This is a genomic window from Mycoplana ramosa (assembly GCF_041930185.1).
Lineage (GTDB): Bacteria > Pseudomonadota > Alphaproteobacteria > Rhizobiales > Rhizobiaceae > Mycoplana > Mycoplana ramosa.
This window is the reverse complement of record NZ_JBHEEW010000006.1, coordinates 157,591-179,905: the sequence shown is the minus strand read 5'-3', so window position 1 is coordinate 179,905 and position 22,315 is coordinate 157,591. Positions and strand designations below refer to the sequence as shown.

Below are 22,315 nucleotides of genomic sequence, written 5' to 3'. Positions count from 1 at the left end.
CGCTGATCTGCATGGGAAACGGCGGAGAGACTCAGCCTATTCGCCACCGCCGCATCTGTTACCACCAAGCAACACAATGTGGCGAAAATGCAACGCGGACCGACGCGAAGTCAAGCCAGGCGGGAGCTGCGATAGACCGAGACACCCAGTTCCCGGATCTTCTTGCGAAGCGTATTCCGGTTGAGGCCGAGAAGATCGGCCGCCTTGATCTGGTTGCCCCGGGTGGCCGTCAGCGCGGCAAGGATGAGGGGGTATTCCATCTCGGCGAGAACGCGGTCGTAGAGCCCGGGCGGCGGCAAGCCATCGCCGAAACTGGCAAAATACCGGCGCATGTTCTCTTCGACCGCCTGGGCGATCGTGAGAGCGCCATTGCGGGGCGCGGATTTCTCGATCGGGCTATCGGGAATATCCGCGCGAAGCTCGGATTCGATGATTTCGCTTGTAATCACATCCTGTGGATAAAGCGCGGTGAGGCGGCGGACAACGTTCTCCAGTTCCCGCACGTTGCCAGGCCAGGGATGCGCCTTCAGCAAATCCAGCGCCTCCTGATCGAATCGCTTGGCATCGAGTCCCTCTTTTTCGGCCTGCTGGACGAAATAGCGAACGAGGTCGGGGATGTCTTCCGACCGGTCGCGCAGCGGAGGGAGCCGCAGCGGCACGACGTTCAGCCGATAGTAGAGATCCTCTCGAAACAACCCCTGATTGATCGACTGCTTGAGGTCCTTGTTGGTGGCGGCGACGATCCGGACGTCGGTGCGGATCGGCGTGCGCCCGCCCACGGTCGTATATTCGCCCTGCTGGAGCACCCGCAGCAACCGCGTCTGCGCGTCCATCGGCATGTCGCCGATCTCGTCGAGAAACAGCGTGCCGCCCTCGGCCTGCTCGAAGCGGCCGGTCGAGCGGTTCTGCGCGCCGGTGAAGGCGCCTTTCTCATGGCCAAACAGTTCCGACTCGATCAGGTCACGCGGGATCGCCGCCATATTGATCGCAACAAAGGGTCCATTGCGGCGCTTGCCATAGTCGTGCAGGGCGCGCGCGACCAGTTCCTTGCCCGTCCCGGATTCGCCGGTGATCATCAGCGTCAGGTCCGTCTGCATCAGCCGCGCCAGCACCCGATAGATTTCCTGCATCGCCGCCGAGCGCCCCACCAGCGGCATGCCATCCTGCAGGTCGTCATCCGGTCTCGCCGGCCTTTTCTTCGGCTCGGCCAGCGCGCGCCCGATGATCGCGATCAGTTCGGTCAGATCGAAGGGCTTGGGCAGGTAGTCATAGGCGCCGCGTTCAGACGCCTTGATCGCGGTCATGAAGGTGTTCTGGGCGCTCATCACCAGAACCGGCAGATCGGGGCGCGCCTTCTTGATCCTTGGCAGCAGGTCGAAGGCATTCTCGTCGGGCATGACGACATCGGTCACGACGATGTCGCCCTCGCCGGCGGCGATCCATCGCCACAGGGTTGCGGCGTTGGAGGTAATCCGAACATCGTAGCCTGCTCTGCTTAGCGCCTGGTTGAGAACGGTTCTGATCGCCGCATCGTCATCGGCAACAAGGACTGTGGCGCCTGTCATCTGCTAGTTCCTTTGTTCTCGGGAGAGATCGTCATCCTCGCTGCCACCCTTCGATGCCGGCATCAGCACGCGGAAGGTCGTGCGGTGGCCCTGGCTGTCGCATTCGATGATGCCGCCGTGACCGCCGATGATCTTGGCGACGAGCGCCAGACCGAGACCCGATCCGTTGGTCTTGGTCGTGATGAAGGGGTCGAACAGGTGCGGCAGCAGGTCTGGCGGCACGCCTGGCCCGTTGTCGTGCACGCAGAATTCGAGCGGCAGCGACACCTTTTCCCGCGTTCCCGGCACCGACAACCGGATGCCCGGCCGGTACGCGGTCGTCAGCAGGATCTCCCCCTCCGACCTGTCGCCGATCGCCTCCGCCGCATTCTTGATCAGGTTGAGGAACACCTGAACCAGCTGGTCGCGGTTGGCGAAGACCGGTGGAAGGGATGGGTCGTAGTTCTCAGTGATCTTGACGTTGCGGGCGAAACCGGCGCGCGCCACTGCCTTCACGTGATCAAGGACGGCATGAATGTTCAGCGCGACACGGTCGACCGGACGCTCGTCCGAGAAAACCTCCATGCGATCGACAAGCGACACGATGCGATCGGTCTCATCGCAGATCAGCCGCGTCAGCGGCCGGTCCTCGTCCAACACGGACGTCTCCAGGATCTGTGCCGCGCCACGAATGCCCGAAAGCGGGTTCTTGATCTCGTGCGCGAGCATTGACGCAAGCCCGGTAACGGACCGGGCCGCGCCGCGGTGGGTCAACTGCCGGTCGATCTTGTCGGCCATCGACCGCTCCTGCAGGACGACGACGACCGAGCCGGGTTCACTGGTGACCGGCGCGACGTAGAGATCGACCAGCTTGTCGGCCCCGAGTCGTGGCGAACTCAGATCCACACGGTACTCGTTGACCGGCGCCCGGCGCTCCCTGACTTGTTCAATCAATGTCAGAAGAGGACTTCCGAAGGGAATGAAATTGCTGAATTCATGCCGCGACAAATGGCTGGCGCTTGCCCCGAAGAACGACTCCGCTTCCCAGTTGGCGAAGGCGATGTGACCGGCTTCGTCGACCAGGATGACGGGGTGCTGCATCGCGTTCAACACCGCCAGAGCCAGCCCGTTGCCGTCGAACTGTTCTTTACTGCCCGCGCCGCTCATGCCGCCTTCTCTTCCAGCGTCGCCGGCCCGCCGGGCGCGATCAGGGCTTCGGCCAATCGGGTTGCGACGAATTCGCCGTCGGTCGATGTCATCAGCGCCGCCTTTTCCGTGCGCTCCAGCCAGGGAGCATGGCGCTCCAGGTACCAGCCGACGTGCTTTCGCGCGTGGCGCAGGCCGGCGACGGGGCCGTAGAAATCCAGCATCATCCGGTAATGCTCCACGGCGGTCTCGGCGCGCTGCGCCCGGGTCGGTTCATCACAGGCTCCCGCGAGCACGGCGGGGTGCCATGGCCGCCCCTGCGCAGACCTGCCGACCATGACGGCATCCGCGCCGGACCGGCTCAGGATGTCCGCGGCGTCTTCCGCCGTGTCCACATCACCATTGGCGATCAGTGGCACCGTGATCCGATCGCGAACCGCGCGGATCGCGTCCCAGTCCGCCCTGCCCTCATAGAACTGCATGCGGGTGCGGCCATGCACGGTGATCATTTGCACGCCGGCGCCCTCGGCGCGCGCGGCAATGTCCGGCGCGTTCAGGCTGTCATGGTCCCAGCCGAGCCGCATCTTCACCGTCACCGGCACCTTGACGGCTCCAACGGTGGCCTCGATCAGGCGCAGGGCGTGGTCAGGCTCGCGCATCAGCGCCGAACCGGAGTAGCCGCCGATGACCTTCTTGGCCGGGCAGCCCATGTTGATGTCGATAATGTCGGCGCCGCTTGCCTCCGCAAGGCGCGCCGCCTCGGCCATCCAGTGCGCGTCGCGGCCGGCGAGTTGAACCATGTGCGGGCGAATTCCGCGATTGCGGATCCGCGCCCAGGACTCAGGCGCATTGCCGGCAAGTTCGCGACTTGCCACCATCTCGGTAACCACGAGGCCCGCGCCAAAGCGCCACGCGAGTTCACGGAACGGCAGGTCGGTCACGCCCGACATCGGCGCCAGCACGACGCGATTGCGCAGGGTCTGATTGCCGATCGTCAGGGGTGCCGAGAGATCCGCCTGAATCAAATGCTCATCTTTCATGCAGAGGGAGGTTATGCACTATTTTTAGCCAGTCGATTTCGACTTGCCAAGTCGTTTCGACCGTCACCCGCAATTTTCCGCATATCGCTGGCCTTGTTGCGACGAACGGTCTAAACCGGCCGAAACACCTGAATGAGGAAGTGGCAGGGCATGGGCGAGAACAGCAGGCTCTCGTGCGGCGTGATCGTCGTCGCCGCGGGACGCGGAGAACGGGCGGGGTCTCACCCGGATGGCCCGAAGCAATACCGCAGCATCGGTGGCAAGCCAGTGATCACGCACACGCTGGAAGCCTTCATCAACTGGCGCCCGGCCCGGGACGTCATTGTCGTCATCCATCCCGACGACAGAGACCTGTTTGCCAACGCTCTTGCCCGCGTGGCGCACGGCGAGGCACGCATCCGCACGGTCATTGGCGGCCGGACGAGGCAACAATCCGTCCTCGCCGGACTTGAGGCGCTCGCCGGATCCGACATCACCCACGTTCTCATTCAGGATGCCGTCCGCCCCTTCGTCGATGCGGATCTGCTTCGGCGGATCGAAACGGCCCTTGTCGCAGGCGACCGCGCCGTGCTCCCCGCCATTCCCGTCACCGATACGCTGAAACGCGCGGATGGCGATGGTCTTGTTGCCGAAACGGTGCCGCGCGCCGGTCTGTTTGCAGCACAGACGCCGCAGGCCTTTCATTTTGCCACCATTCTGGACGCCCATCGGCGCGCCGCCGCCAGCGGGCGCGACGATTTTACCGATGACGCAGCAATTGCCGAGTGGGCCGCAATCCCGGTCCGCCTGGTCGAAGGCGCCATCGACAACGTCAAGCTGACGCTACAAAAGGATATCGCCATGGCCGACGCGCGCCTTTCCGCAACCGCCCTGCCCGACGTGCGCACCGGCAACGGCTACGACGTCCACCAGTTGGTCGATGGGGACGGCGTGACGCTCTGCGGCATCTTCCTGCCGCACGACCAGAAACTTTCAGGCCATTCCGACGCGGACGTGGCGCTGCACGCGCTGACGGACGCCCTGCTTGCCACCTGCGGCGCCGGCGACATCGGCGACCACTTCCCGCCCTCCGATCCACAATGGAAGGGCGCCGCGTCGCGCATCTTTCTCGAACATGCGGCGAAGATCGTGCGCGACAGGGGCGGCGTGATCATGAATGCGGACGTCTCGCTGATCGCGGAAGCGCCGAAGATCGGCCCGCGCCGCGAGGAAATGCGGAAGAACCTAGCCGACATGCTGGGGATCAGCCTCGATCGCTGCTCGGTGAAGGCGACGACCAACGAAAGGGTCGGCTTCATCGGCCGCCGCGAGGGCATCGCAGCGATCGCCACCGCCACCGTCGTCTACCGGAGCCCGCAGCTATGACCATGTGGCCCGCCGACCTCGAGGAGACAGCGCGAAGACTGGTGGAGGACTGGAGCGCGCGCGGGCTTCGGGCGGCGACGGCCGAATCCTGTACCGGCGGCCTCATCGCCGCACTGCTGACCGAGATACCGGGATCGTCCAGTGTCGTGGACTGCGGTTTCGTCACCTATTCCAACCGCGCCAAGATCAAGCTGCTCGCCGTATCGGAGAAAACGCTCGCGGCGCATGGGGCCGTGTCGCGCGAAACTGCGCTTGAAATGGTCCGTGGCGCGCTGGCCGGCTCCGAAGCGGACATCGCCGTGGCCGTCACCGGCATCGCCGGCCCCGCGGGCGGTTCGGCCAACAAGCCGGTCGGACTCGTTCATCTCGCCGCAGCCCGGCGCAACAGCGAATGCCGGCATCTGGAAATGCGTTACGGCGACATCGGCCGGCAGCAGATCCGGCTTGCCACGGTACGAAGTGCGCTGGCCATGCTTCTGGACCTCGGCGCCAACTGAAGCCTCTGCCGGATGCCCGTCACCGCCGACGGCATGGCAGCCTGCCGGGTGTTCAGCTTCGGTAGATCGTCCCCGCGCGCTTCTCGAAGGCTTCTGAGAACATGTGGAAGGCCCGGTCGAACATCGACCCCATCAAGGCGCCGAGGATGCGGCTCTTGAACTCGTAATCGATGAAGAAGTGGACGTTGCAGCCACCCTCGCCACGCGGCTCGAACCGCCAGCGATTGTCGAGATAGCGAAACGGGCCGTCGATGTATTTCACGTCAATCGCAAGCTCGGCATGGTGAAGAAGCACCTGCGTCGTGAACGTTTCCCGGATCGCCTTGTAGCCGACCGTCATATCGGCGATCAGAAGCTCCTTTCCGTCCCGCTCCTTGCGCGAGCGCACGACTAGCCCCTCGCAGAACGGCAGGAACTCGGGGTACCGCTCAACGTCGGCAACGAGGGCGTACATCTGCTCGGGCGTATGCGGGACGGGACGGTGTGTTTCAAACTTGGGCATGCTGACCAGATATTCAAACACAGGCCGCGAAACAAGATGGTCCGGCGAAGAAGCGTCGCATTGCCCCAACCGCTCAAGCCATCCCGGACGACACCCTTGCATAGGCCGCGAGGATGACTTCCGCCGCGATCTCGGCCTGGTCCTCGTCGGTCTGGTAGTTCGAAACGGATATCCGCATCACCTGGCGGCCACGCCACGCAGCACCGCCGGCGAAGATCTGCCCCTCCTTCTGCAGCAGGGCAACCACATCCTGCGTCATCCGGTCGGCCGCGTCCGGGGCGAGGCCGTCGCCGAAGCGGACAATCACCTGGTTGAGCTGCACCTTGTTCAGCACGCGGATGCCGTCGCGGGCCGCAAGCATGCGGGCGATTTCGGCTGCGGCGTGGCAGTTTCTCGCCACGAGCTCGGCAATGCCGCTGCGACCGAGATGCTTCATCATCGCCCAGGTGGCAAAGCCGCGGGCGCGGCGCGACAATTCTGGCACGTAATGGGAGGGGTCCCGCTCGCCGGCCTGCGCCAGCGGCAGATAGCTGGCGGCAATCGTCATGGCGCGCCGGTGCGCAAGTTCGTCCCGCACGATCGCATAACCACAGTCGTAGGGTGTCTGCAGCCACTTGTGCCCGTCCGTCGCCCAGCTGTCGGCCATTTCGATGCCGGCCGCGAGCGGGCATTTGGCAGGACAGGCTCGCGCCCAGAGACCGAAGGCACCATCGACATGCACCCAGGCGCCCTTTGCCTTCGCGGCAGGGATCAATTCGGCAAAACTGTCGAAGGCGCCGGTGTTGATCTGACCGGCCTGGAAAATGGCAATGGCCGGCCCTTCGATGGCTGCCAGCGCCGTCACGAACGCATCCGGTCGAACGCGCCCTTCCTCATCGGTTGCGATCCTGATGACCCGCTCCCGTCCAAGACCGAGAAACTGCAAGGCCGAAAACACGGTGGTGTGCGCGTCGTCGCCGATCAGCACGGTGATCGGCGGGGCGCCGAACAGCCCTTGCGCGTCGACATCCCAGCCCTGCCCGCGCAGCACTTCGCCGCGCGCCGCCGCCAGACAGGTGAAATTTGCGACCGTCGCGCCGGTGACGAAGCCGACCGAGCTCTCCCGCGGCAGTTCGAGCAGCTCGAGCAGCCACCGCGCGGAAATCGCCTCGGCGGCAGAAGCGGCCGGGGCCGCGGAATGGTTTCCGGCATTCTGGCCCCAGGCGGAGGTGAGCATGTCGGCGGCGACGCCGACGGGATGCGAGCCCCCGATCACCCAGCCGAAGAAGCGGGGGCCGGTCATCAGGTGCAGGCCGGGTTCCGCCCGCGCCACCAGCGCTTCAAGGATCGCACACGGCTCGGACATGGCCTCGGGCAAGGGCTCCTCGAATGCCGCCGATGCCGCCGCGTAGTCCTGACCGGGTCGATGCAGCCGATCGGGAACGGAATTGCGATACCGGGCGGCCTCGTCTGCCGCCTGTCGGAACAGGGCCTCGATATCCATCCGCAACCTCCTGGCGGACAAACCGATAACTTGCCGCCAGCGAGAGGCGACACCGGCAGCCTACGCCCGCAGGCCTTGGCAGACAACCGGCTCAGCCAAAAGGATGCGGGCCGCAGTTTCACAACCACGGCCCGCATCAACTTGCAGATCGAAAATTACTCCGCTGCGGCGAGAAGCTTCTTCTCGCGGGCAACCTTCAGCCGGGCGAAATCGTCGCCGGCATGGTGGGACGAGCGCGTCAGCGGGCTGGCGGAGACCATCAGAAAGCCCTTGGTGTAGGCAACCGTCTCATAGGACTTGAACTCCTCCGGGGTGACGAACCTCTCCACCTTGTGGTGCTTGCGGGTCGGCTGCAGGTACTGGCCGATCGTCAGGAAGTCGACGTCGGCGGTGCGCAGGTCGTCCATCAACTGCAGCACCTCGTTGCGCTCCTCGCCGAGGCCGACCATGATGCCGGACTTGGTAAACATGGTCGGGTCGAGCTCCTTCACCCGCTGCAGCAGCCGGATCGAGTGGAAATAGCGCGCACCCGGCCGGACGGTCAGGTAGTTGCCGGCGACCGTCTCCATGTTGTGGTTGAAGACGTCCGGCTTGGCGGCAACCACGCGCTCCAGCGCGCCGGGCTTCTTCAGGAAGTCTGGGGTCAGGATCTCGATCGTCGTCGCCGGCGAAGCGGCGCGGATCGCAAAGATCACCTTCTCGAAATGCTCGGCGCCACCATCATCGAGATCGTCGCGGTCGACGGAGGTGATGACGACGTGCGACAGGCCCATCTGCTTGACGGCCTTGGCGACGTTCTCGGGCTCGTCCTGATCGAGCGCGTTCGGCTTGCCGGTCGAAACATTGCAGAACGCGCATGCGCGCGTGCAGATCTCGCCCATGATCATGAAGGTGGCATGCTTCTTGTCCCAGCACTCGCCAATGTTGGGGCAGCCCGCTTCCTCGCAGACCGTCACCAGCTTGTTTTCCTTCACGATTGAGCGCGTCTCCTGGTAGCCCTTCGAAACGGGCGCCTTGACGCGGATCCATTCGGGCTTGCGCAGCACTTCGGTGTCGGGGCGATGCGCCTTTTCCGGATGACGGACACGCGGTTCATCGCCATTGGTCCTGTCAAGAATCGTGACCATAAATACCTGCCTTTAACCGACCGTGCTGCGAAAAGCCGTCAACGCCTGACGAGTTTCGCGAGGAATAACAGAATGCAGGAGCCGACGAAACCCTGCACGAGGTAACCCAGCCAACCGCTGGCGACATGGATGCCGGCCCGATCGAAGATCGCATTCGCCAGCACGGCGCCGACCATGCCGATGACGATGTTCATCAAGACACCGAAGCGGAGGTCCATCAGCTTGCCGGCGAGCCATCCGGCCACGCCGCCAATGATGATCCCAGCAATCCAGCCCACCTGCATTCAAGCCTCCCTTCCCGTTCGTCCGCGCTGTGGCGACTGCCCTTGCTTGTCGCGCTGAGGGAACGCATTGGCACGCCGTGCCGCATCTCATCCTTCAGCGCGCATATCGCGCCAGCCAGCACCCCACCCACCGTCATGCCGGACTTGATCCGGCATCCAGACCGCGCAAGTCCTTGCGCGAACAAAGTACCTTCCGCGCCGCAGACGCGGCGCCGCTGGATACCGGATCAAATCCGGGATGACGGGAGCGGTCGGGCCATCGCCATGCCCCTTCGCACGCCTCTGGCAAGAAAGCTGCAGTCGACCAAGGCGCAACCATCTCACCGGCCGCCCGTTTCAGGCGTTCAGCGCCCGTCCATAGGCATCGAGAACGCTTTCCTTCATCGTTTCAGAGATCGTCGGGTGCGGGAAGATCGTGTGCATCAACTCTTCCTCGGTCGTCTCCAGGTTCATGGCGACGACGAAGCCCTGGATCAGTTCGGTCACTTCCGCGCCGACCAGATGGGCGCCGAGCAGCTCGCCGGTCTTCTTGTCAAAGATCGTCTTGACCATGCCCTGATCCTCGCCCAGCGCGATCGCCTTGCCGTTGGCGACGAAGGGGAAGCGGCCGACGCGGATGTCGCGGCCCAGTTCCTTCGCCTTGGCTTCGGTCAGCCCGACCGAGGCGACCTGCGGGTGGCAGTAGGTGCAGCCGGGGATCTTCAGCTTGTCCATCGGATGCACGTTCGGAAGGCCGGCGATCTTCTCGACGCAGATCACCGCCTCGTGCTCGGCCTTATGCGCAAGCATCGGCGGGCCGGCGACGTCGCCGATCGCGTAGATGCCCGGCACGTTGGTCTTGCCGTAGCCGTCGATGGCGATGAAGCCGCGGTCGGTCTTCACGCCGAGTGCTTCCAGCCCGATGTTTTCGATGTTGGCCTGAACGCCGACCGCGGAAATCATCCGGTCGGCCGTGATCTTCTCGACCTTGCCGTCCTTCATCTCGACATGAGCGGTGATCGAATTGGCGGCCTTCTCCACCTTGGTGACCTTGGCCTCCAGGTGGATCTTCATGCCCTGCTTTTCGAACTGCTTCTTGGCAAACGCGGAGATTTCCGCATCCTCGACCGGCATGACGCTCGGCATGACCTCCACCACCGTCACCTCGACGCCGAGCGTGCGGTAGAACGAGGCGAACTCGATGCCGATCGCGCCGGACCCCATGACGAGCAGCGACTTCGGCATGTCCTCCGGCTTCATCGCCTCGAAATAGGTCCAGATCAGCTTGCCGTCCGGCTCGATGCCGGGCAGCGCACGCGGGCGCGCCCCGGTGGCGATGATGATGTGCTTGGCGGTGTAAGTGCCTTCCGGCAGGACATTCTTCGGCAGCGGCGCCTGCGGCTCGACCGGCTTCTTCGAGGACTTCGATACGACGATCTCGCCGGGCTTGGTCAGTTTTGCCTCGCCCCAAATGATGTCGACCTTGTTCTTCTTCATCAAGAAGCCGACGCCGCCGTTCATCCGCTGGGCAATGCCGCGCGAGCGGGCGACGATCGCCTTCAGGTCCGGCGTCACCGTGCCGTCGATCTTGATGCCGTAATCGCCCGGATGCTTCGCGTAATGGAAGATTTCGGCCGAGCGCAACAGCGCTTTGGTCGGGATGCAGCCCCAGTTGGAGCAGATGCCGGCCAGGTGCTCGCGCTCGACGATCGCCGTCTTGAGGCCGAGCTGGGCGGCGCGGATCGCGGCGATATAGCCACCGGGACCCGAACCGATAACGATGACGTCGTAGGCGTTCGCCATGAGCGCTTCCACTCCTCTTTATCTTCTGTGGGCGTCTTCCGTTGAAGGCACCACCGTCGTTGTCCGAGGAGCGGAAGCATCTCCGGTCCTCAGGGATGCGTGTCGGCAGCTTCCAGCCGCGTCAGCATCCCGTAGATTTCATCCTTGAGCCGCATCCGCTCCTTCCGCATGTCCGCCATGTGGAAGTCGTCCGCAGGCTCGATGTTCGTTTCGGCCCGGTGGATCCCTCGGTTCACCACCTCATATTCATCCGTGATGCGGCGAAAGTGCCCGTCTGTCTCCCGCAAGTGCCGGATCTTGCCGACATAGTCCGGGAATTCCTCTGCCAGCTGGTGCGGTGTGTTCGGCATGGTCGCATCTCCTTTTCAAGTCGATGCCGCAAGCCTAGACTGCCAAATGGGTAACTCCTTGATCTCCATCAAACATCGTCATCAAAGCCCCAGCATCATGCGCACGACCGGCTCGAGCCCCCGGCCAATCGCCCGCGTGTTTTCCGCATCCAGATGCACGCCGTCGAGCGGCGTCGTCCGTGCCACCGAACCCGCGTCGAAGAAGCCGCAGCCCTTCTCGTCGGCCAGATCCGCATAGAGCGTCGCCAGCATCGCCGACTGCTCGACGCCGCCGGCAAACATCGCCGCAAAGGCGGTGTTGGCCGTTTCGCAGAGCGGCGGCGGCGCGACAATCAGGATGTCCGGCCGCTCCTCGCTGTCGAACGACCAGGCGTGGTGCCGCACCAATTCAACCAGCCGCTCCATGCCCTGAACCGCGCCGAAGGCCGTGCCGCAGACCGTCGGCTTCATGTCGTTGGCGCCGAGCAGGATGATGACGAGGTCGATCGGGTCGTGGCTGTGCAGAATGGTCGGCAGGATGCGGGCGCCGTTGCGGTCGCAATCGGCGAGATGGTCGTCATAGGCGGTGGTCCGGCCGTTCAGCCCCTCGGCGATCACCTGCACCTCGCGCGCGAGCGCCTTCTGCAGGACGCTCGGCCAGCGGTCCTCCGGCGCATGGCGCCCGAGCGTCTCCGCGTCATAGCCCCAGGTGAGGCTGTCGCCGTAGCAGAGGACGGTTTTCATTCAGAGGCTCCTCGTACCCCTCCCCCTTGCGGGGAGGGGCTAGGGGTGGGGGTGTATCCCCCGAGCTCGACCGTTATCGTTCTAAGAACGGCTTTCATATCCAGCATCACATCACGGTTCTTGATTCGAATGACCCGAAAGTCCTGAGCCCGAAGATAGGCATCACGTTCCGCATCCCGTCTCTTTTGTTGCGGGTCCGCATGGATCTCGCCATCCATTTCGATGATGAGACGTCTTCCCATGCAAACGAAATCCGCTACGTAACCACCGATCGGCACCTGGCGTCGGAAATGCGTGCCCGGCACCTCCGGCAACTCTTTGCGAAGGGCAGTCCAGAGCCGACGTTCCGCGTCAGTCAAGGACCGACGCAAGCGCGGCGCGTTCCTTATAGCCTCCCGGCTGGCTGGCTTCGGATTCTCACGATTCCACGCCATGGCTGGCTGTCTCCCCCTCGTCGGCACCCCCACCCGTCCGCTGCGCGGACACCCTCCCCGCAAGGGGGAGGGAAAAGGCATTAAACCAGCATCCCCATCGGATTCTCGATGTAGCGTTTGAAGGCCTGCAGAAGCTCGGCCCCGAGTGCGCCGTCGACGCAGCGGTGGTCGGTCGAGAGCGTCACCGTCATCGCCTGGACAATGACCATCTGGCCGCTCTTCACGACAACGCGCTCCTCACCCGCACCGACCGCGAGGATCGTCGCATGCGGCGGGTTGATGACGGCGGCAAAGTTCTTCACGCCCATCATGCCCATGTTGGACACCGAGGTGGTGCCGCCCTGGTACTCTTCCGGCTTCAGCTTGCGTTCCTTGGCGCGCTTGCCGAGGTCCTTCATCTCGTTGGAGATGGCCGACAGGCTCTTCGTTTCCGCGTGCCGGATGATCGGCGTGATCAGGCCGCCCGGGATCGACACGGCGACGCCGACGTCGGAATGCTTGTGCTTGACCATCGCGGACTCGGTCCAGGAGACGTTGGCGTCCGGAACATCCCGAAGTGCCAGTGCCATGGCCTTGATGACCATGTCGTTGACCGACAGCTTGTAGGCCGGCTTGCCGTCCCGCTCGGGGGCGGCCGCATTGATCTGCGCACGCAGCGCCATCAGCGCATCGAGCTCGCAATCAACCGAGACGTAGAAGTGCGGAACGGTCTGCTTGGATTCGACGAGGCGGCGGGCGATCGTCTTGCGCATGCCGTCATGCGGCACGAGCTCGTAGGAGCCTTCCTCGAACAGCTTGAGCACGGCCTCGTCGGACGGGCCCTTGGCAAGGGCTGCCGGTACAGCGGCAGCCGCGGCCGGCGCGGCGGCAACCTTCTTCGCTCCGCCACCGGCAACCGCCGCTTCGACGTCGGCCTTGACAACGCGGCCATGCGGACCGGAGCCGGTGACCGCCGCGATGTCGATGCCCGCTTCCCTGGCGAGACGACGGGCCAGCGGCGAAGAGAAGGTGCGGTTGCCGTCGACCTTGGCCGGGGCGGCAAAGGGCGCCGCAGACGCGGCCGATGCGGCAGGGGCGCTTGGTGCCGCCTGTGCCGGCACCGCCGCGGATGCGGCCGCTTCTGCCTTTGGAGCGGGTGCCCAGCCGTTGCCGGCAGCACTCGCCGCCGCCTTGACGTCCTCACCCTCGGCGGCGAGCACCGCGATCAGCGAATTGACCTTGACGCCCTCGGTACCGGCCGGAACGACGATCCTGGCGATCGTGCCCTCATCGACGGCTTCCACTTCCATGGTCGCCTTGTCGGTCTCGATCTCGGCGATCACATCGCCGGCCTTGATGGTGTCGCCTTCCTTGACGAGCCACTTGGAGAGATTGCCCTCCTCCATGGTCGGCGACAGGGCGGGCATGGTGATGTTGATCGGCATGTCTCCGCCCTCCCCTTACTTGTAACAGACGGTTTTCACCGCCTCGACGACCTCGCCGACGCTCGGCAGCGCCAGCTTCTCGAGGTTGGCCGCATACGGCATCGGCACGTCCTTGCCGGCAATCGTCAGGATCGGCGCGTCGAGATAGTCGAAGGCCTGCTGCATGACGCGGGTGGCGATCTCCGTGCCAACCGAACTCTGCGGGAAACCTTCCTCGACGGTGACGAGACGGCCGGTCTTCTTGACCGATTCGATGACCGTCGGCAGGTCCATCGGGCGGATGGTGCGCAGGTCGATCAGCTCGACGTCGATGCCTTCCTTCTCCAGCTCGGCGACCGCCTTCGTCGCATAGGTCATGCCGATGCCGAAGGAGACGATGGTGGCGTCCTTGCCGGAACGATGGATGCGAGCCTTGCCGATCGGCAGCACGAAATCGTCGAGCTTCGGCACATCGAAGTGCTGGCCGTAGAGGATCTCGTTCTCGAGGAAGATCACCGGGTTCGGGTCGCGGATCGCAGCTTTCAGCAGGCCCTTGGCGTCAGCTGCCGTGTAGGGCATGACGACCTTGAGGCCCGGAATGTGGCTATACCAGGCGGCATAGCACTGCGAGTGCTGGGCGGCGACGCGGGCGGCCGCGCCGCTCGGACCGCGGAATACAATCGGCGCGCCCATCTGGCCGCCCGACATGTAGAGGGTCTTTGCCGCCGAGTTGACGATCTGGTCGATCGCCTGCATGGCGAAGTTGAAGGTCATGAACTCGACGATCGGCTTCAGGCCGGTCATCGCCGCGCCAACCCCGACGCCGGCGAAGCCGTGCTCGGTGATCGGCGTGTCGATCACCCGACGGGCGCCGAACTCCTGCAACAGGCCCTGGGTGATCTTGTAGGCGCCCTGGTACTCGGCCACTTCCTCGCCCATGACGAAGACGTCGTCGTCGCGGCGCATTTCCTCGGCCATGGCGTCACGCAGCGCCTCGCGAACGGTGATCGAGACCATTTCCGTGCCGGCCGGAATGTCCGGATCGGCGGCGACCGGCGCGATCGGCTGGGCCGGGACGGTAATTGCGGCCGGCACAACCTTGGCGGCCGCCGGCGCGTCGTCGACCTTTACAGGCTGCACCTTTTCCTCGCCGACGCCCTTGCCGAGCTGATCGACGTCTTCGCCGTCGGCCGCAAGCACGGCGATAAGCGCATTGACCTTGACGTTTTCAGTGCCGGCCGGAACGACGATCTTGGCGATCGTCCCCTCGTCGACGGCTTCCACTTCCATGGTTGCCTTGTCGGTTTCGATCTCGGCGATCACGTCGCCGGCCTTGACGGCTTCGCCTTCCTTCTTGAGCCACTTGGACAGCGTGCCCTCTTCCATCGTCGGCGACAGGGCGGGCATGAGAATATCGATCGGCATGTTGGTTCCTCCGCCCGGATCAGATCAGAATGTCGGTGTAGAGCTCGGATGCATCCGGCTCCGGATCGGACTGGGCGAAGTCGGCGCTGTCGGCCACGACGTCGCGCACTTCCTTGTCGATCTGCTTCAATTCGTCCTCGGTGGCCCAGCCCTTCTCCAGCAGCCGCGCGCGCACCTGCTCGATCGGGTCGTGCTCGGAGCGCATTTTCTGCACCTCGTCCTTGGAGCGATACTTCGCCGGGTCGGACATGGAGTGGCCGCGATAGCGGTAGGTGAGCATTTCGAGGATGATCGGCCCCTTGCCCGAGCGGCAATGCGCCACGGCCTCGTCGGCCGCGGCCTTCACGGCACGCACATCCATGCCGTCGACTTGGTAGCCCGGAATGTTGAAGGAAGCGCCGCGCTGCGAGAAGTCCGTCTGGGCCGAAGCGCGCGAAACGGCAGTGCCCATGGCGTAGCGGTTGTTCTCGATGATGTAGATCACCGGCAGCTTCCAGAGGGCTGCCATGTTGAAGCTCTCGTAGACCTGGCCCTGGTTGGCAGCGCCATCGCCGAAATAGGCGAGCGAGACATTGTCACTGCCGCGATACTTGTTGGCAAAGGCAAGACCGGTGCCGAGCGACACCTGCGCACCGACGATGCCGTGGCCGCCGTAGAAATGCTTCTCCTTGGAGAACATGTGCATCGAGCCGCCCTTGCCCTTGGAAAGGCCGCCGCGGCGTCCGGTCAGTTCCGCCATCACCCCGCGCGCACTCATGCCGCAGGCCAACATGTGTCCGTGGTCGCGGTAACCGGTGATGACCTGGTCGCCATCCTTCAGAGCAGCCTGCATGCCGACGACGACGGCCTCCTGGCCGATGTAGAGATGGCAGAAGCCGCCGATGAAGCCCATGCCATAGAGCTGGCCAGCCTTTTCCTCGAAACGCCGGATCAGCAGCATTTCGCGATAGGCCTTGAGATCGTCTTCCTTGGAAAAGTCGGCGATGATGCCGCCGTTGAAATCTTTCTTCACAGGCTTTGCCGCACTCTTGCGGCTCGATACGGTCGCGGTTTTACGCGGAGCCATACAGCCCTCCCCGGGTTCATGCCTTTTGCACAAACCATAGGGGAAGGAAGACGCTCGAGCAATGCCATAAATGCATGGCTCGCATTCCGCGCAAACGACTGAAATAAAAGCAGTATCGCCGATTAACCTGATTTCAGTTAATCGACCCGATCAGTGGAAAATAACGATCTCGTCGCTTCGCGACATGTTGAGTGCGAAGCGCGCTTTCTCGTCCAGAATGTCCCTTTCCAGCGAGCCGTCGCTCATCAGCGCGACCTCACGCTCCAACCGCTTGCGCTCCTCGACCAGCACGTCAAGCCGCGCCTGGCGGGTAATCCGGTGACGTTCGAATTGCTCCATCGCACGCAGTCCGAAACCGCCATGGATCGAATGATAGCTGAAATAGGAGAGGAAGGCGATCGTGATCGCCGGAACGACAAACCGGCCAAGCCGGCGTTGTTTGTGATGTTTGGTCCACATGGAGGAGCCTCGATACGCAGTACGGGCTCACTGTAACGCCGACCGGTTAACCGAGCGTTGACCATGACGGAGGGGTGGCGAGGCCAGGCGGCTTCCGCTGGGAATGTCAACCGCCCTCTCATCCGCCTGCCGGCACCTTATCCCTGCTAGCGGGGCGAAGGACGCAAGCGGCCACGCACCGGCAGATACAGGGATCAAAGAAGAACGAGACAAAGCGGAAAGCGGGCGACTGTGGCACCGCACGGGCCGTCGAGGACAGGCAGGCAAAAGGCACCTCGGAGAGGTTGCATCCCCTCTCCCCGCGTGCGGGGAGAGGTTAGGGTGAGGGGCGACTACCCCGATCACTTCCGTGCTCGGCGGCCCCCAATGACTGTTTGCCTCAGCCGCGCAGGATCGAACGGCCGGCGTACTTCGCCTGCGGGCCGAGTTGCTCCTCGATGCGGATCAACTGGTTGTACTTGGCGGTGCGGTCGGAGCGAGCGAGCGAGCCGGTCTTGATCTGGCCGCAGTTGGTGGCGACCGCGAGGTCGGCGATCGTCGAATCCTCGGTTTCACCGGAACGATGCGACATGACAGCGGTGTAGCGCGCCTTGTGGGCGGTCTCGACGGCGTCGAGCGTCTCGGAGAGCGAGCCGATCTGGTTGACCTTGACGAGGATCGAGTTGCCGACGCCCATCTTGATGCCGTCGCGCAGGCGGGCGGAGTTGGTGACGAACAGGTCGTCGCCGACGAGCTGGATCTTGCCGCCGATCTTGTCGGTCAAAAGCTTCCAGCCGTCCCAGTCGTCCTCGGCCATGCCGTCTTCGATCGAGAAGATCGGGTACTTGGCGCAGAGTTCGGCCAGGTAGTCGGCCATCGCACCCGGCTCGAGCATGCGGCCTTCGCCTTCGAGCACGTACTTGCCGTCCTTGAAGAATTCGGTCGAGGCGCAGTCGAGCGCAATGTGGATGTCCTCGCCCGGCTTGTAGCCGGCCTTCTCGATCGACTTCATGATGAAATCGAGGGCGGCGGGGGCGGATTCCAGGTTCGGCGCGAAACCACCCTCGTCACCGACATTGGTGTTGAAGCCACCGGCAGAGAGCTGCTTCTTCAACGTGTGGAACACTTCCGAGCCCATGCGGACGGCGTCGCGGATCGTTTCGGCGCCGACCGGCACGATCATGAATTCCTGAAAGTCGATCGGGTTGTCGGCATGGGCGCCGCCGTTGATGATGTTCATCATCGGAACCGGCAGGACACGGGCGTTCGGCCCGCCGACATAACGGTAGAGCGGCAGGCCGGAGGCGTCAGCCGCCGCCTTGGCGACGGCGAGCGAGACGCCGAGGATCGCGTTCGCACCAAGGCGCGCCTTGTTCGGCGTGCCGTCGAGTTCGATCATCGTCTGGTCGATCAGGACCTGGTTTTCGGCATCGAGCCCGCCGACGGCCTCGAAGATCTCGCCGTTGACCGCTTCGACGGCGCGCTCGACGCCCTTGCCGAGATAGCGCGTGCCGCCATCGCGCAGTTCGACGGCCTCGTGCGCGCCGGTCGACGCGCCAGAGGGAACGGCGGCGCGGCCAAAGCTGCCGTCTTCGAGGTGAACGTCCACTTCGACGGTGGGGTTGCCGCGGCTGTCGAGGATCTCGCGGCCGATGATGTCGATGATTGCGGTCATGGTTCTCTTCCCTGGTTAGGAGCTGGTCAGCGATAGTCGAGATCGATCAGCATCCTGATCGATCAAATTCAATCTTCGAACTCACGGTGCGGGATAGCGCAGCCCTGTGACACCGTGTTGATGAGGCGCCAGCACGGCGCGATCTGGTGTCGCTTGACGTGCCTTAGCCCTCTATTCCTCGCATGTGTTTATCCCGAAACCGGTTCCCACTTTCGGGAGACATGCTGTCTAGCTCCTCGCATGTCTTTGTCCCGAAACCGGTCCCCATTTTGGGGAGACATGCTTCAGGCCTTTGCCACGGCGTCGAACGCCAGCAATCTTTCCAGCAGCCGCGGCATATCCTTCAGCGGCACCATGTTCGGGCCGTCCGAGGGCGCGTTGTCCGGATCCTCGTGCGTCTCGATGAACAGGCCCGCGATCCCGACGGCGACGGCCGCACGCGACAGCGTTTCGACGAATTCGCGTTGGCCGCCGGAAGACCCGCCCTGGCCGCCCGGCTGCTGCACCGAATGGGTCGCGTCAAACACGACCGGCGCGCCGAGCGAGGCCATGATCGGCAGCGAACGCATGTCGGAGACAAGTGTATTGTAGCCGAACGACGCACCACGCTCGCAAAGCAGCACGTTGGGGTTGCCGCTCTCGGTGAGCTTCGCCAGCACGTTCTTCATGTCCCAAGGCGCCAGGAACTGGCCCTTCTTGACGTTGATTACGCGACCGGTCTTTGCGGCGGCGACGAGCAGGTCGGTCTGCCGTGAAAGGAACGCCGGAATCTGCAGGACGTCGACGGTCGGGGCGACCAGGCCGCACTGCTCTTCCGTGTGCACGTCGGTGACAACCGGAAATCCGTATTCCTTCTTCAGGTCGGCGAAGACCTCCATCGCCTTTTCCAGGCCGATGCCACGCTTGCCGGCGAGCGAGGTACGGTTGGCCTTGTCGTAGGAGGACTTGTAGACCAGCCCCACACCAAGCGCGCGGCACATTTCGACCAGCCTGCCGGCGATCATGAAGGCATGGTCGCGGCTCTCCATCTGGCAGGGACCCGCCATCAGAACCAGCTTCTCATTCTGTGAAAAGACGACCTTGCCAGACCCCTCGCCGGCGGTGACGACTGCGTTCGTTTTCATGTCATTCTCCAAAGACGAAAAGGGCGCCCTGCCCTGGAGCGGGCGCAACGATCAGCCGATCGCCACGCTCGGTGAACTCGATGTCCTTGCGCTCAAGATGGCGGCGGCAGCGCGCCATGTCGTCCACGCGGAAGACCAAAGCCTCGCCCTTCAGTCCGCGATCAGCCGCAACGGCCTCCACACCGTAGAAGCCGCGCATGCCGGCGCCATTGAGCACCGTGATCCGCCCACGCGGCGTCTCCACGCTCATGCCGAACGAATGGGCCTCCACCTCGCGCTCGTCGGCGGCAAGCTGAACGAGATACTGGAAATCCGTCGGATTCTGCTCCGAAAGCACGACCTCGGACAGCGCCACGACGCCGTTTTCGTGCTGCTCCAGCACCGCACGGTCCGAGGGCAGCGCCACGACGCGCTGCGAGGCGAAGAAGAAAAAATCGGGAGCGCGCAGATCGGCTGCAAAGGCCAGCCGGAAACTGCCGGTCGCGCTGGTGCCGTCCGCCAACAGGATATCGCGGGAAAACTCCAGAACATCACCGGCCGAATAGCCTTCGGCAGTATAGCGCTTGCTGTCGGCCCATGCGTCGTCGGTGGTCATCGCGATCGCGGAAAAGCCGTCCGAACCGCGCCGGAACCGAAAGGCCTGGTCACGGGCCACAAAAACATTGCCCGCGCGCGCAGCCGCCTCGCATTCTTCCCGGTTGGCAATGCCGAGCGGCTCCAGGTAACAGCCGTCCGACAAGAAGACGCAGCAGTTTTCCGTGCCGAACGGATGGCGCGCATCTGCCGCAACGGTGAAGCCGAGCCGCGTCAGCCGCTCGCGCGCAACAGACAGATCGCAGACAGGCATGACCAGATGGTCGATCGATCGGGGCGTCCTTGGTTTCGCATTCATGACGGCATCCGGGCTTCTAATTGGTGCGTGCTTTGCCCTTTTTGATGCGTCTTGGCAAGGGCTGGCCACCGCAGGCGCCGCACGTGCAACTCACGCGGCGTCAGGTGGAAATGCGTCGGGGCAACGCAAAAAAGTTGTTAATTACTCTTAACTCGCGTGCCGGATGGCTGCCACCATTTTGACAAGATTGACCGCAGCAGCTTACCTGCCGGTCGAGGTCAATGACATCGCCGCCCGAACTGAAGATGCTGAAATACTGATATATTCAAGCAATTTGAAGCCGCTGGGAAGTGTAGTCGCAGGCTGCAGGAATTTTGACTTTTGAACCCGGGGCGCAAGGGATGGTCATGAGTTTTTTTCGTCGCAGTGAAGACAATGGCAGGGTGGCGGCAAAGTACGGCGCGAAGTTTGACGCCGGTTCGACGGTGAGGGCGCGAGACACTTCAACCCAACCCGTCGAAACCAGCGTTCCGGCGGCCTCGACAGAAACCGCCGACTACGAAGCCTTCGGCCTGGCGCTGGAGGAGAACAAGCAGTCTTCCGAGGAACTCGTTGCAAGCCTTTCCATCGTTCAGGACCGTGTGTCGACCTTGCTCACGGCCCACTCCCGCTCCTTGAACGAGGTCGGAACGCTGCGCGTCGAATGCGCACGGCTTGGTTCGTTGCTTGACTACGAAGGCACCACGCGCCGCAAGCTCGATCAGGACAACGGGCGGCTTGCCAGCGAAAACAAGGAAGTCCGGGCCGACAATGCCCAGCTTCGGGTCGAGATTGACTCCGTCCGGCAGGAATACGTCAAGCTGCAAGCCCTGCATGGCGTGACCTGCGAAGAGCTCACGATCATCGAAACGCGGCTGGCCGATGCCGAGCGCGAACTGTCCGACCGCAGCGGCCAGTTCGACGAGGCGACCGCGATGGTGAAGCGGACACAGCAGGAACTCGAATCGCGCAGTCGCGAACTGGCGACACTCCGCGAAAAGCTCGACGTCGAGACCACCGCCCATCAACTGCTGGCCGAGACTTCGCGACGGGAAAACGCTGCCCAGTCACGCGAGATCACCCGTCTGAACGAGGAAAAGAACCAGCTGAAGAATACGCTGTCGCAGCAGGAGGTCCTTCTGCGCAGCCTGCAGGCCAGCACGGCCGGGCTGCGTCAGGAGATTGCGGTTCTGGAGGAGAAGAACCGCCATCTCGAGGAAGAACTGGAGGGATTGCAAAACTCGACCGCCCTCCAGATCGCGCACATGAACACGCGACAGGAAGCCCTTGGCTCGAAAGCCGAACTGGCGGAGAAGCTGCTCGCAACAGCGAACGGTCGCAACCGCATGACGGACGAGGAACTGCGCACCACCCGTGCCGAACTGAAGCGGCTGAAGTCCGACCTGCAATCGATCACTTCGCGCAGCGAGCGGCTGGCGGAAGAGCTGTCGCGCGCCCGGGCAAGCGGCGCGGAAAGCGAGAACGGCCGACGCAATCTCGCCGCGCAGAACAACGAACTCGCCTTGAAACTGCGGGAGCTTGAAGGCCTGCGCAACCAGCGGGAGCGTGACTGGGAGGGGACCCGTCGCGATCTGGAGACGCGTGCCGAGTCGGATCGGCACGAAATCGGGCAACTGCGGACCAGCCTTGAAATCGCGAAAGCCGAAATCCGCCAGCTTCGCACCGAAAGAGCAATCTTGAACGGTCAGCTAGAAGCCGCCCGCGGCGAACGGCCGGGTTCCGCCTCGTTGCGGCAGGACGACGAACTGGAGCAGTCGCTCCAGGCGGCCCGGGTTGGCCAACCGGTCATCGACATCTCTGAAAGATCCCTGCGCGGCCGCGCTCCGGCCAGCGCAGACGGAATCGGTGACAGACTGCAGACGATGGATGTCAGCGAGTTACCGCCGGCCGAATGAGCCGGAATGCCGGCGGAGGGCATGACGTCCTCCGCCGGCAACTACAAAAATCGTTGTCTGCGCCATCATTCGTTCGGCGAATGGTCGCGGCCGGCAAGAATCGCTATGGTTGCGTCCTGC

General features: G+C 63.8%; 20 protein-coding genes and 1 pseudogene. 3 read left to right on the top strand and 18 right to left on the bottom strand.

The annotated features are described in order from the left end of the window. Positions 1 to 110: 110 nt before the first annotated feature. From ntrC to dusB, 3 genes and pseudogenes are all read right to left on the bottom strand, one after another. Positions 111 to 1,565 (bottom strand): nitrogen regulation protein NR(I), encoded by a 1,455-nt coding sequence (gene ntrC / locus JNC62_RS09730; protein WP_374838219.1) that lies wholly within the window; start codon positions 1,563 to 1,565, stop codon positions 111 to 113. Beyond that, positions 1,562 to 2,711, bottom strand: a pseudogene (locus JNC62_RS09725) (two-component system sensor histidine kinase NtrB). Before JNC62_RS09725 ends, ntrC begins: the two are co-directional and overlap by 4 nt. Next, positions 2,708 to 3,730 carry a tRNA dihydrouridine synthase DusB gene (gene dusB, locus JNC62_RS09720; RefSeq protein WP_374838217.1) on the bottom strand — a complete coding sequence of 341 codons (1,023 nt, stop codon included), beginning with the start codon at positions 3,728 to 3,730 and terminating at the stop codon, positions 2,708 to 2,710. Before dusB ends, JNC62_RS09725 begins: the two are co-directional and overlap by 4 nt. Positions 3,731 to 3,862: 132 nt before the next feature. On the opposite strand from dusB, the gene JNC62_RS09715 reads away from it, so the two are divergent. Together JNC62_RS09715 and JNC62_RS09710 are read left to right on the top strand one after the other, a co-directional pair. Then, positions 3,863 to 5,095 carry a bifunctional 2-C-methyl-D-erythritol 4-phosphate cytidylyltransferase/2-C-methyl-D-erythritol 2,4-cyclodiphosphate synthase gene (locus tag JNC62_RS09715; protein ID WP_374838215.1) on the top strand — a complete coding sequence of 411 codons (1,233 nt, stop codon included), beginning with the start codon at positions 3,863 to 3,865 and terminating at the stop codon, positions 5,093 to 5,095. A gap of 2 nt (positions 5,096 to 5,097) precedes the next feature. Further along, positions 5,098 to 5,592, top strand: a complete 495-nt coding sequence (locus tag JNC62_RS09710) for a CinA family protein (protein WP_374838391.1) — start codon at positions 5,098 to 5,100, stop codon at positions 5,590 to 5,592. A 52-nt stretch (positions 5,593 to 5,644) separates the two neighbouring features. Here JNC62_RS09710 and JNC62_RS09705 read toward each other — a convergent pair whose 3' ends face one another. From JNC62_RS09705 to JNC62_RS09635, 15 genes are all read right to left on the bottom strand, one after another. Then, positions 5,645 to 6,094 (bottom strand): type II toxin-antitoxin system RatA family toxin, encoded by a 450-nt coding sequence (locus JNC62_RS09705; RefSeq protein ID WP_374838213.1) that lies wholly within the window; start codon positions 6,092 to 6,094, stop codon positions 5,645 to 5,647. A 73-nt stretch (positions 6,095 to 6,167) separates the two neighbouring features. Continuing rightward, positions 6,168 to 7,577, bottom strand: coding sequence for a pyridoxal phosphate-dependent decarboxylase family protein (locus JNC62_RS09700; RefSeq protein ID WP_374838211.1), 1,410 nt, complete (start codon positions 7,575 to 7,577; stop codon positions 6,168 to 6,170). Between the two features lie 155 nt (positions 7,578 to 7,732). Further along, positions 7,733 to 8,704 carry a lipoyl synthase gene (gene lipA, locus JNC62_RS09695; RefSeq protein ID WP_374838210.1) on the bottom strand — a complete coding sequence of 324 codons (972 nt, stop codon included), beginning with the start codon at positions 8,702 to 8,704 and terminating at the stop codon, positions 7,733 to 7,735. 38 nt (positions 8,705 to 8,742) lie between these two features. Further along, entirely contained in the window at positions 8,743 to 8,988 is a 246-nt protein-coding gene (locus tag JNC62_RS09690) for a GlsB/YeaQ/YmgE family stress response membrane protein (RefSeq protein ID WP_374838208.1), read from the bottom strand. A 336-nt stretch (positions 8,989 to 9,324) separates the two neighbouring features. Further along, positions 9,325 to 10,770: a dihydrolipoyl dehydrogenase gene (gene lpdA, locus JNC62_RS09685; RefSeq protein WP_374838206.1), complete on the bottom strand. Its 1,446-nt coding sequence runs from the start codon at positions 10,768 to 10,770 to the stop codon at positions 9,325 to 9,327. Positions 10,771 to 10,859: 89 nt separating this feature from the next. Then, positions 10,860 to 11,120, bottom strand: a complete 261-nt coding sequence (locus tag JNC62_RS09680) for an HP1242/YdcH family protein (RefSeq protein ID WP_374838204.1) — start codon at positions 11,118 to 11,120, stop codon at positions 10,860 to 10,862. An 81-nt stretch (positions 11,121 to 11,201) separates the two neighbouring features. Continuing rightward, on the bottom strand, positions 11,202 to 11,843 hold the full coding sequence (locus JNC62_RS09675) for an SGNH/GDSL hydrolase family protein (protein WP_374838202.1): 642 nt from the start codon (positions 11,841 to 11,843) through the stop codon (positions 11,202 to 11,204). Beyond that, positions 11,840 to 12,277, bottom strand: coding sequence for an endonuclease domain-containing protein (locus tag JNC62_RS09670; RefSeq protein ID WP_374838200.1), 438 nt, complete (start codon positions 12,275 to 12,277; stop codon positions 11,840 to 11,842). The genes JNC62_RS09675 and JNC62_RS09670 overlap by 4 nt, the downstream gene beginning before the upstream one ends. 80 nt (positions 12,278 to 12,357) lie before the next feature. Beyond that, entirely contained in the window at positions 12,358 to 13,701 is a 1,344-nt protein-coding gene (locus tag JNC62_RS09665) for a pyruvate dehydrogenase complex dihydrolipoamide acetyltransferase (RefSeq protein ID WP_374838198.1), read from the bottom strand. A 15-nt stretch (positions 13,702 to 13,716) separates the two neighbouring features. Beyond that, positions 13,717 to 15,066, bottom strand: coding sequence for a pyruvate dehydrogenase complex E1 component subunit beta (locus JNC62_RS09660; protein WP_374838389.1), 1,350 nt, complete (start codon positions 15,064 to 15,066; stop codon positions 13,717 to 13,719). Positions 15,067 to 15,124: 58 nt separating this feature from the next. Beyond that, on the bottom strand, positions 15,125 to 16,171 hold the full coding sequence (pdhA, locus tag JNC62_RS09655) for a pyruvate dehydrogenase (acetyl-transferring) E1 component subunit alpha (protein WP_374838196.1): 1,047 nt from the start codon (positions 16,169 to 16,171) through the stop codon (positions 15,125 to 15,127). Between the two features lie 150 nt (positions 16,172 to 16,321). Further along, complete coding sequence (locus JNC62_RS09650; RefSeq protein ID WP_310420537.1) at positions 16,322 to 16,630, bottom strand: FtsB family cell division protein; 309 nt, start codon at positions 16,628 to 16,630, stop codon at positions 16,322 to 16,324. A gap of 379 nt (positions 16,631 to 17,009) precedes the next feature. Then, positions 17,010 to 18,284 (bottom strand): phosphopyruvate hydratase, encoded by a 1,275-nt coding sequence (gene eno, locus JNC62_RS09645; protein WP_374838194.1) that lies wholly within the window; start codon positions 18,282 to 18,284, stop codon positions 17,010 to 17,012. Between the two features lie 284 nt (positions 18,285 to 18,568). After that, positions 18,569 to 19,408 (bottom strand): 3-deoxy-8-phosphooctulonate synthase, encoded by an 840-nt coding sequence (gene kdsA / locus JNC62_RS09640; protein WP_374838192.1) that lies wholly within the window; start codon positions 19,406 to 19,408, stop codon positions 18,569 to 18,571. Position 19,409: 1 nt separating this feature from the next. Further along, a complete protein-coding gene (locus JNC62_RS09635; RefSeq protein WP_374838190.1) occupies positions 19,410 to 20,300 on the bottom strand; it encodes a VOC family protein in 891 nt (296 codons plus the stop codon). A gap of 347 nt (positions 20,301 to 20,647) precedes the next feature. Here JNC62_RS09635 and JNC62_RS09630 point away from each other — a divergent pair, with 347 nt between their 5' ends. Beyond that, positions 20,648 to 22,195: a coiled-coil domain-containing protein gene (locus tag JNC62_RS09630; protein ID WP_374838189.1), complete on the top strand. Its 1,548-nt coding sequence runs from the start codon at positions 20,648 to 20,650 to the stop codon at positions 22,193 to 22,195. Positions 22,196 to 22,315 lie beyond the last annotated feature (120 nt).

Coding starts and splice junctions, on each gene's coding strand:
- ntrC (WP_374838219.1), bottom strand. CDS start 1,565: ATGACAGGCGCCACAGTCCTTGTTGCCGATGACGATGCGGCGATCAGA.
- dusB (WP_374838217.1), bottom strand. CDS start 3,730: ATGAAAGATGAGCATTTGATTCAGGCGGATCTCTCGGCACCCCTGACG.
- JNC62_RS09715 (WP_374838215.1), top strand. CDS start 3,863: ATGAGGAAGTGGCAGGGCATGGGCGAGAACAGCAGGCTCTCGTGCGGC.
- JNC62_RS09710 (WP_374838391.1), top strand. CDS start 5,098: ATGTGGCCCGCCGACCTCGAGGAGACAGCGCGAAGACTGGTGGAGGAC.
- JNC62_RS09705 (WP_374838213.1), bottom strand. CDS start 6,094: ATGCCCAAGTTTGAAACACACCGTCCCGTCCCGCATACGCCCGAGCAG.
- JNC62_RS09700 (WP_374838211.1), bottom strand. CDS start 7,577: ATGGATATCGAGGCCCTGTTCCGACAGGCGGCAGACGAGGCCGCCCGG.
- lipA (WP_374838210.1), bottom strand. CDS start 8,704: ATGGTCACGATTCTTGACAGGACCAATGGCGATGAACCGCGTGTCCGT.
- JNC62_RS09690 (WP_374838208.1), bottom strand. CDS start 8,988: ATGCAGGTGGGCTGGATTGCTGGGATCATCATTGGCGGCGTGGCCGGA.
- lpdA (WP_374838206.1), bottom strand. CDS start 10,770: ATGGCGAACGCCTACGACGTCATCGTTATCGGTTCGGGTCCCGGTGGC.
- JNC62_RS09680 (WP_374838204.1), bottom strand. CDS start 11,120: ATGCCGAACACACCGCACCAGCTGGCAGAGGAATTCCCGGACTATGTC.
- JNC62_RS09675 (WP_374838202.1), bottom strand. CDS start 11,843: ATGAAAACCGTCCTCTGCTACGGCGACAGCCTCACCTGGGGCTATGAC.
- JNC62_RS09670 (WP_374838200.1), bottom strand. CDS start 12,277: ATGGCGTGGAATCGTGAGAATCCGAAGCCAGCCAGCCGGGAGGCTATA.
- JNC62_RS09665 (WP_374838198.1), bottom strand. CDS start 13,701: ATGCCGATCAACATCACCATGCCCGCCCTGTCGCCGACCATGGAGGAG.
- JNC62_RS09660 (WP_374838389.1), bottom strand. CDS start 15,066: ATGGAAGAGGGCACGCTGTCCAAGTGGCTCAAGAAGGAAGGCGAAGCC.
- pdhA (WP_374838196.1), bottom strand. CDS start 16,171: ATGGCTCCGCGTAAAACCGCGACCGTATCGAGCCGCAAGAGTGCGGCA.
- JNC62_RS09650 (WP_310420537.1), bottom strand. CDS start 16,630: ATGTGGACCAAACATCACAAACAACGCCGGCTTGGCCGGTTTGTCGTT.
- eno (WP_374838194.1), bottom strand. CDS start 18,284: ATGACCGCAATCATCGACATCATCGGCCGCGAGATCCTCGACAGCCGC.
- kdsA (WP_374838192.1), bottom strand. CDS start 19,408: ATGAAAACGAACGCAGTCGTCACCGCCGGCGAGGGGTCTGGCAAGGTC.
- JNC62_RS09635 (WP_374838190.1), bottom strand. CDS start 20,300: ATGAATGCGAAACCAAGGACGCCCCGATCGATCGACCATCTGGTCATG.
- JNC62_RS09630 (WP_374838189.1), top strand. CDS start 20,648: ATGAGTTTTTTTCGTCGCAGTGAAGACAATGGCAGGGTGGCGGCAAAG.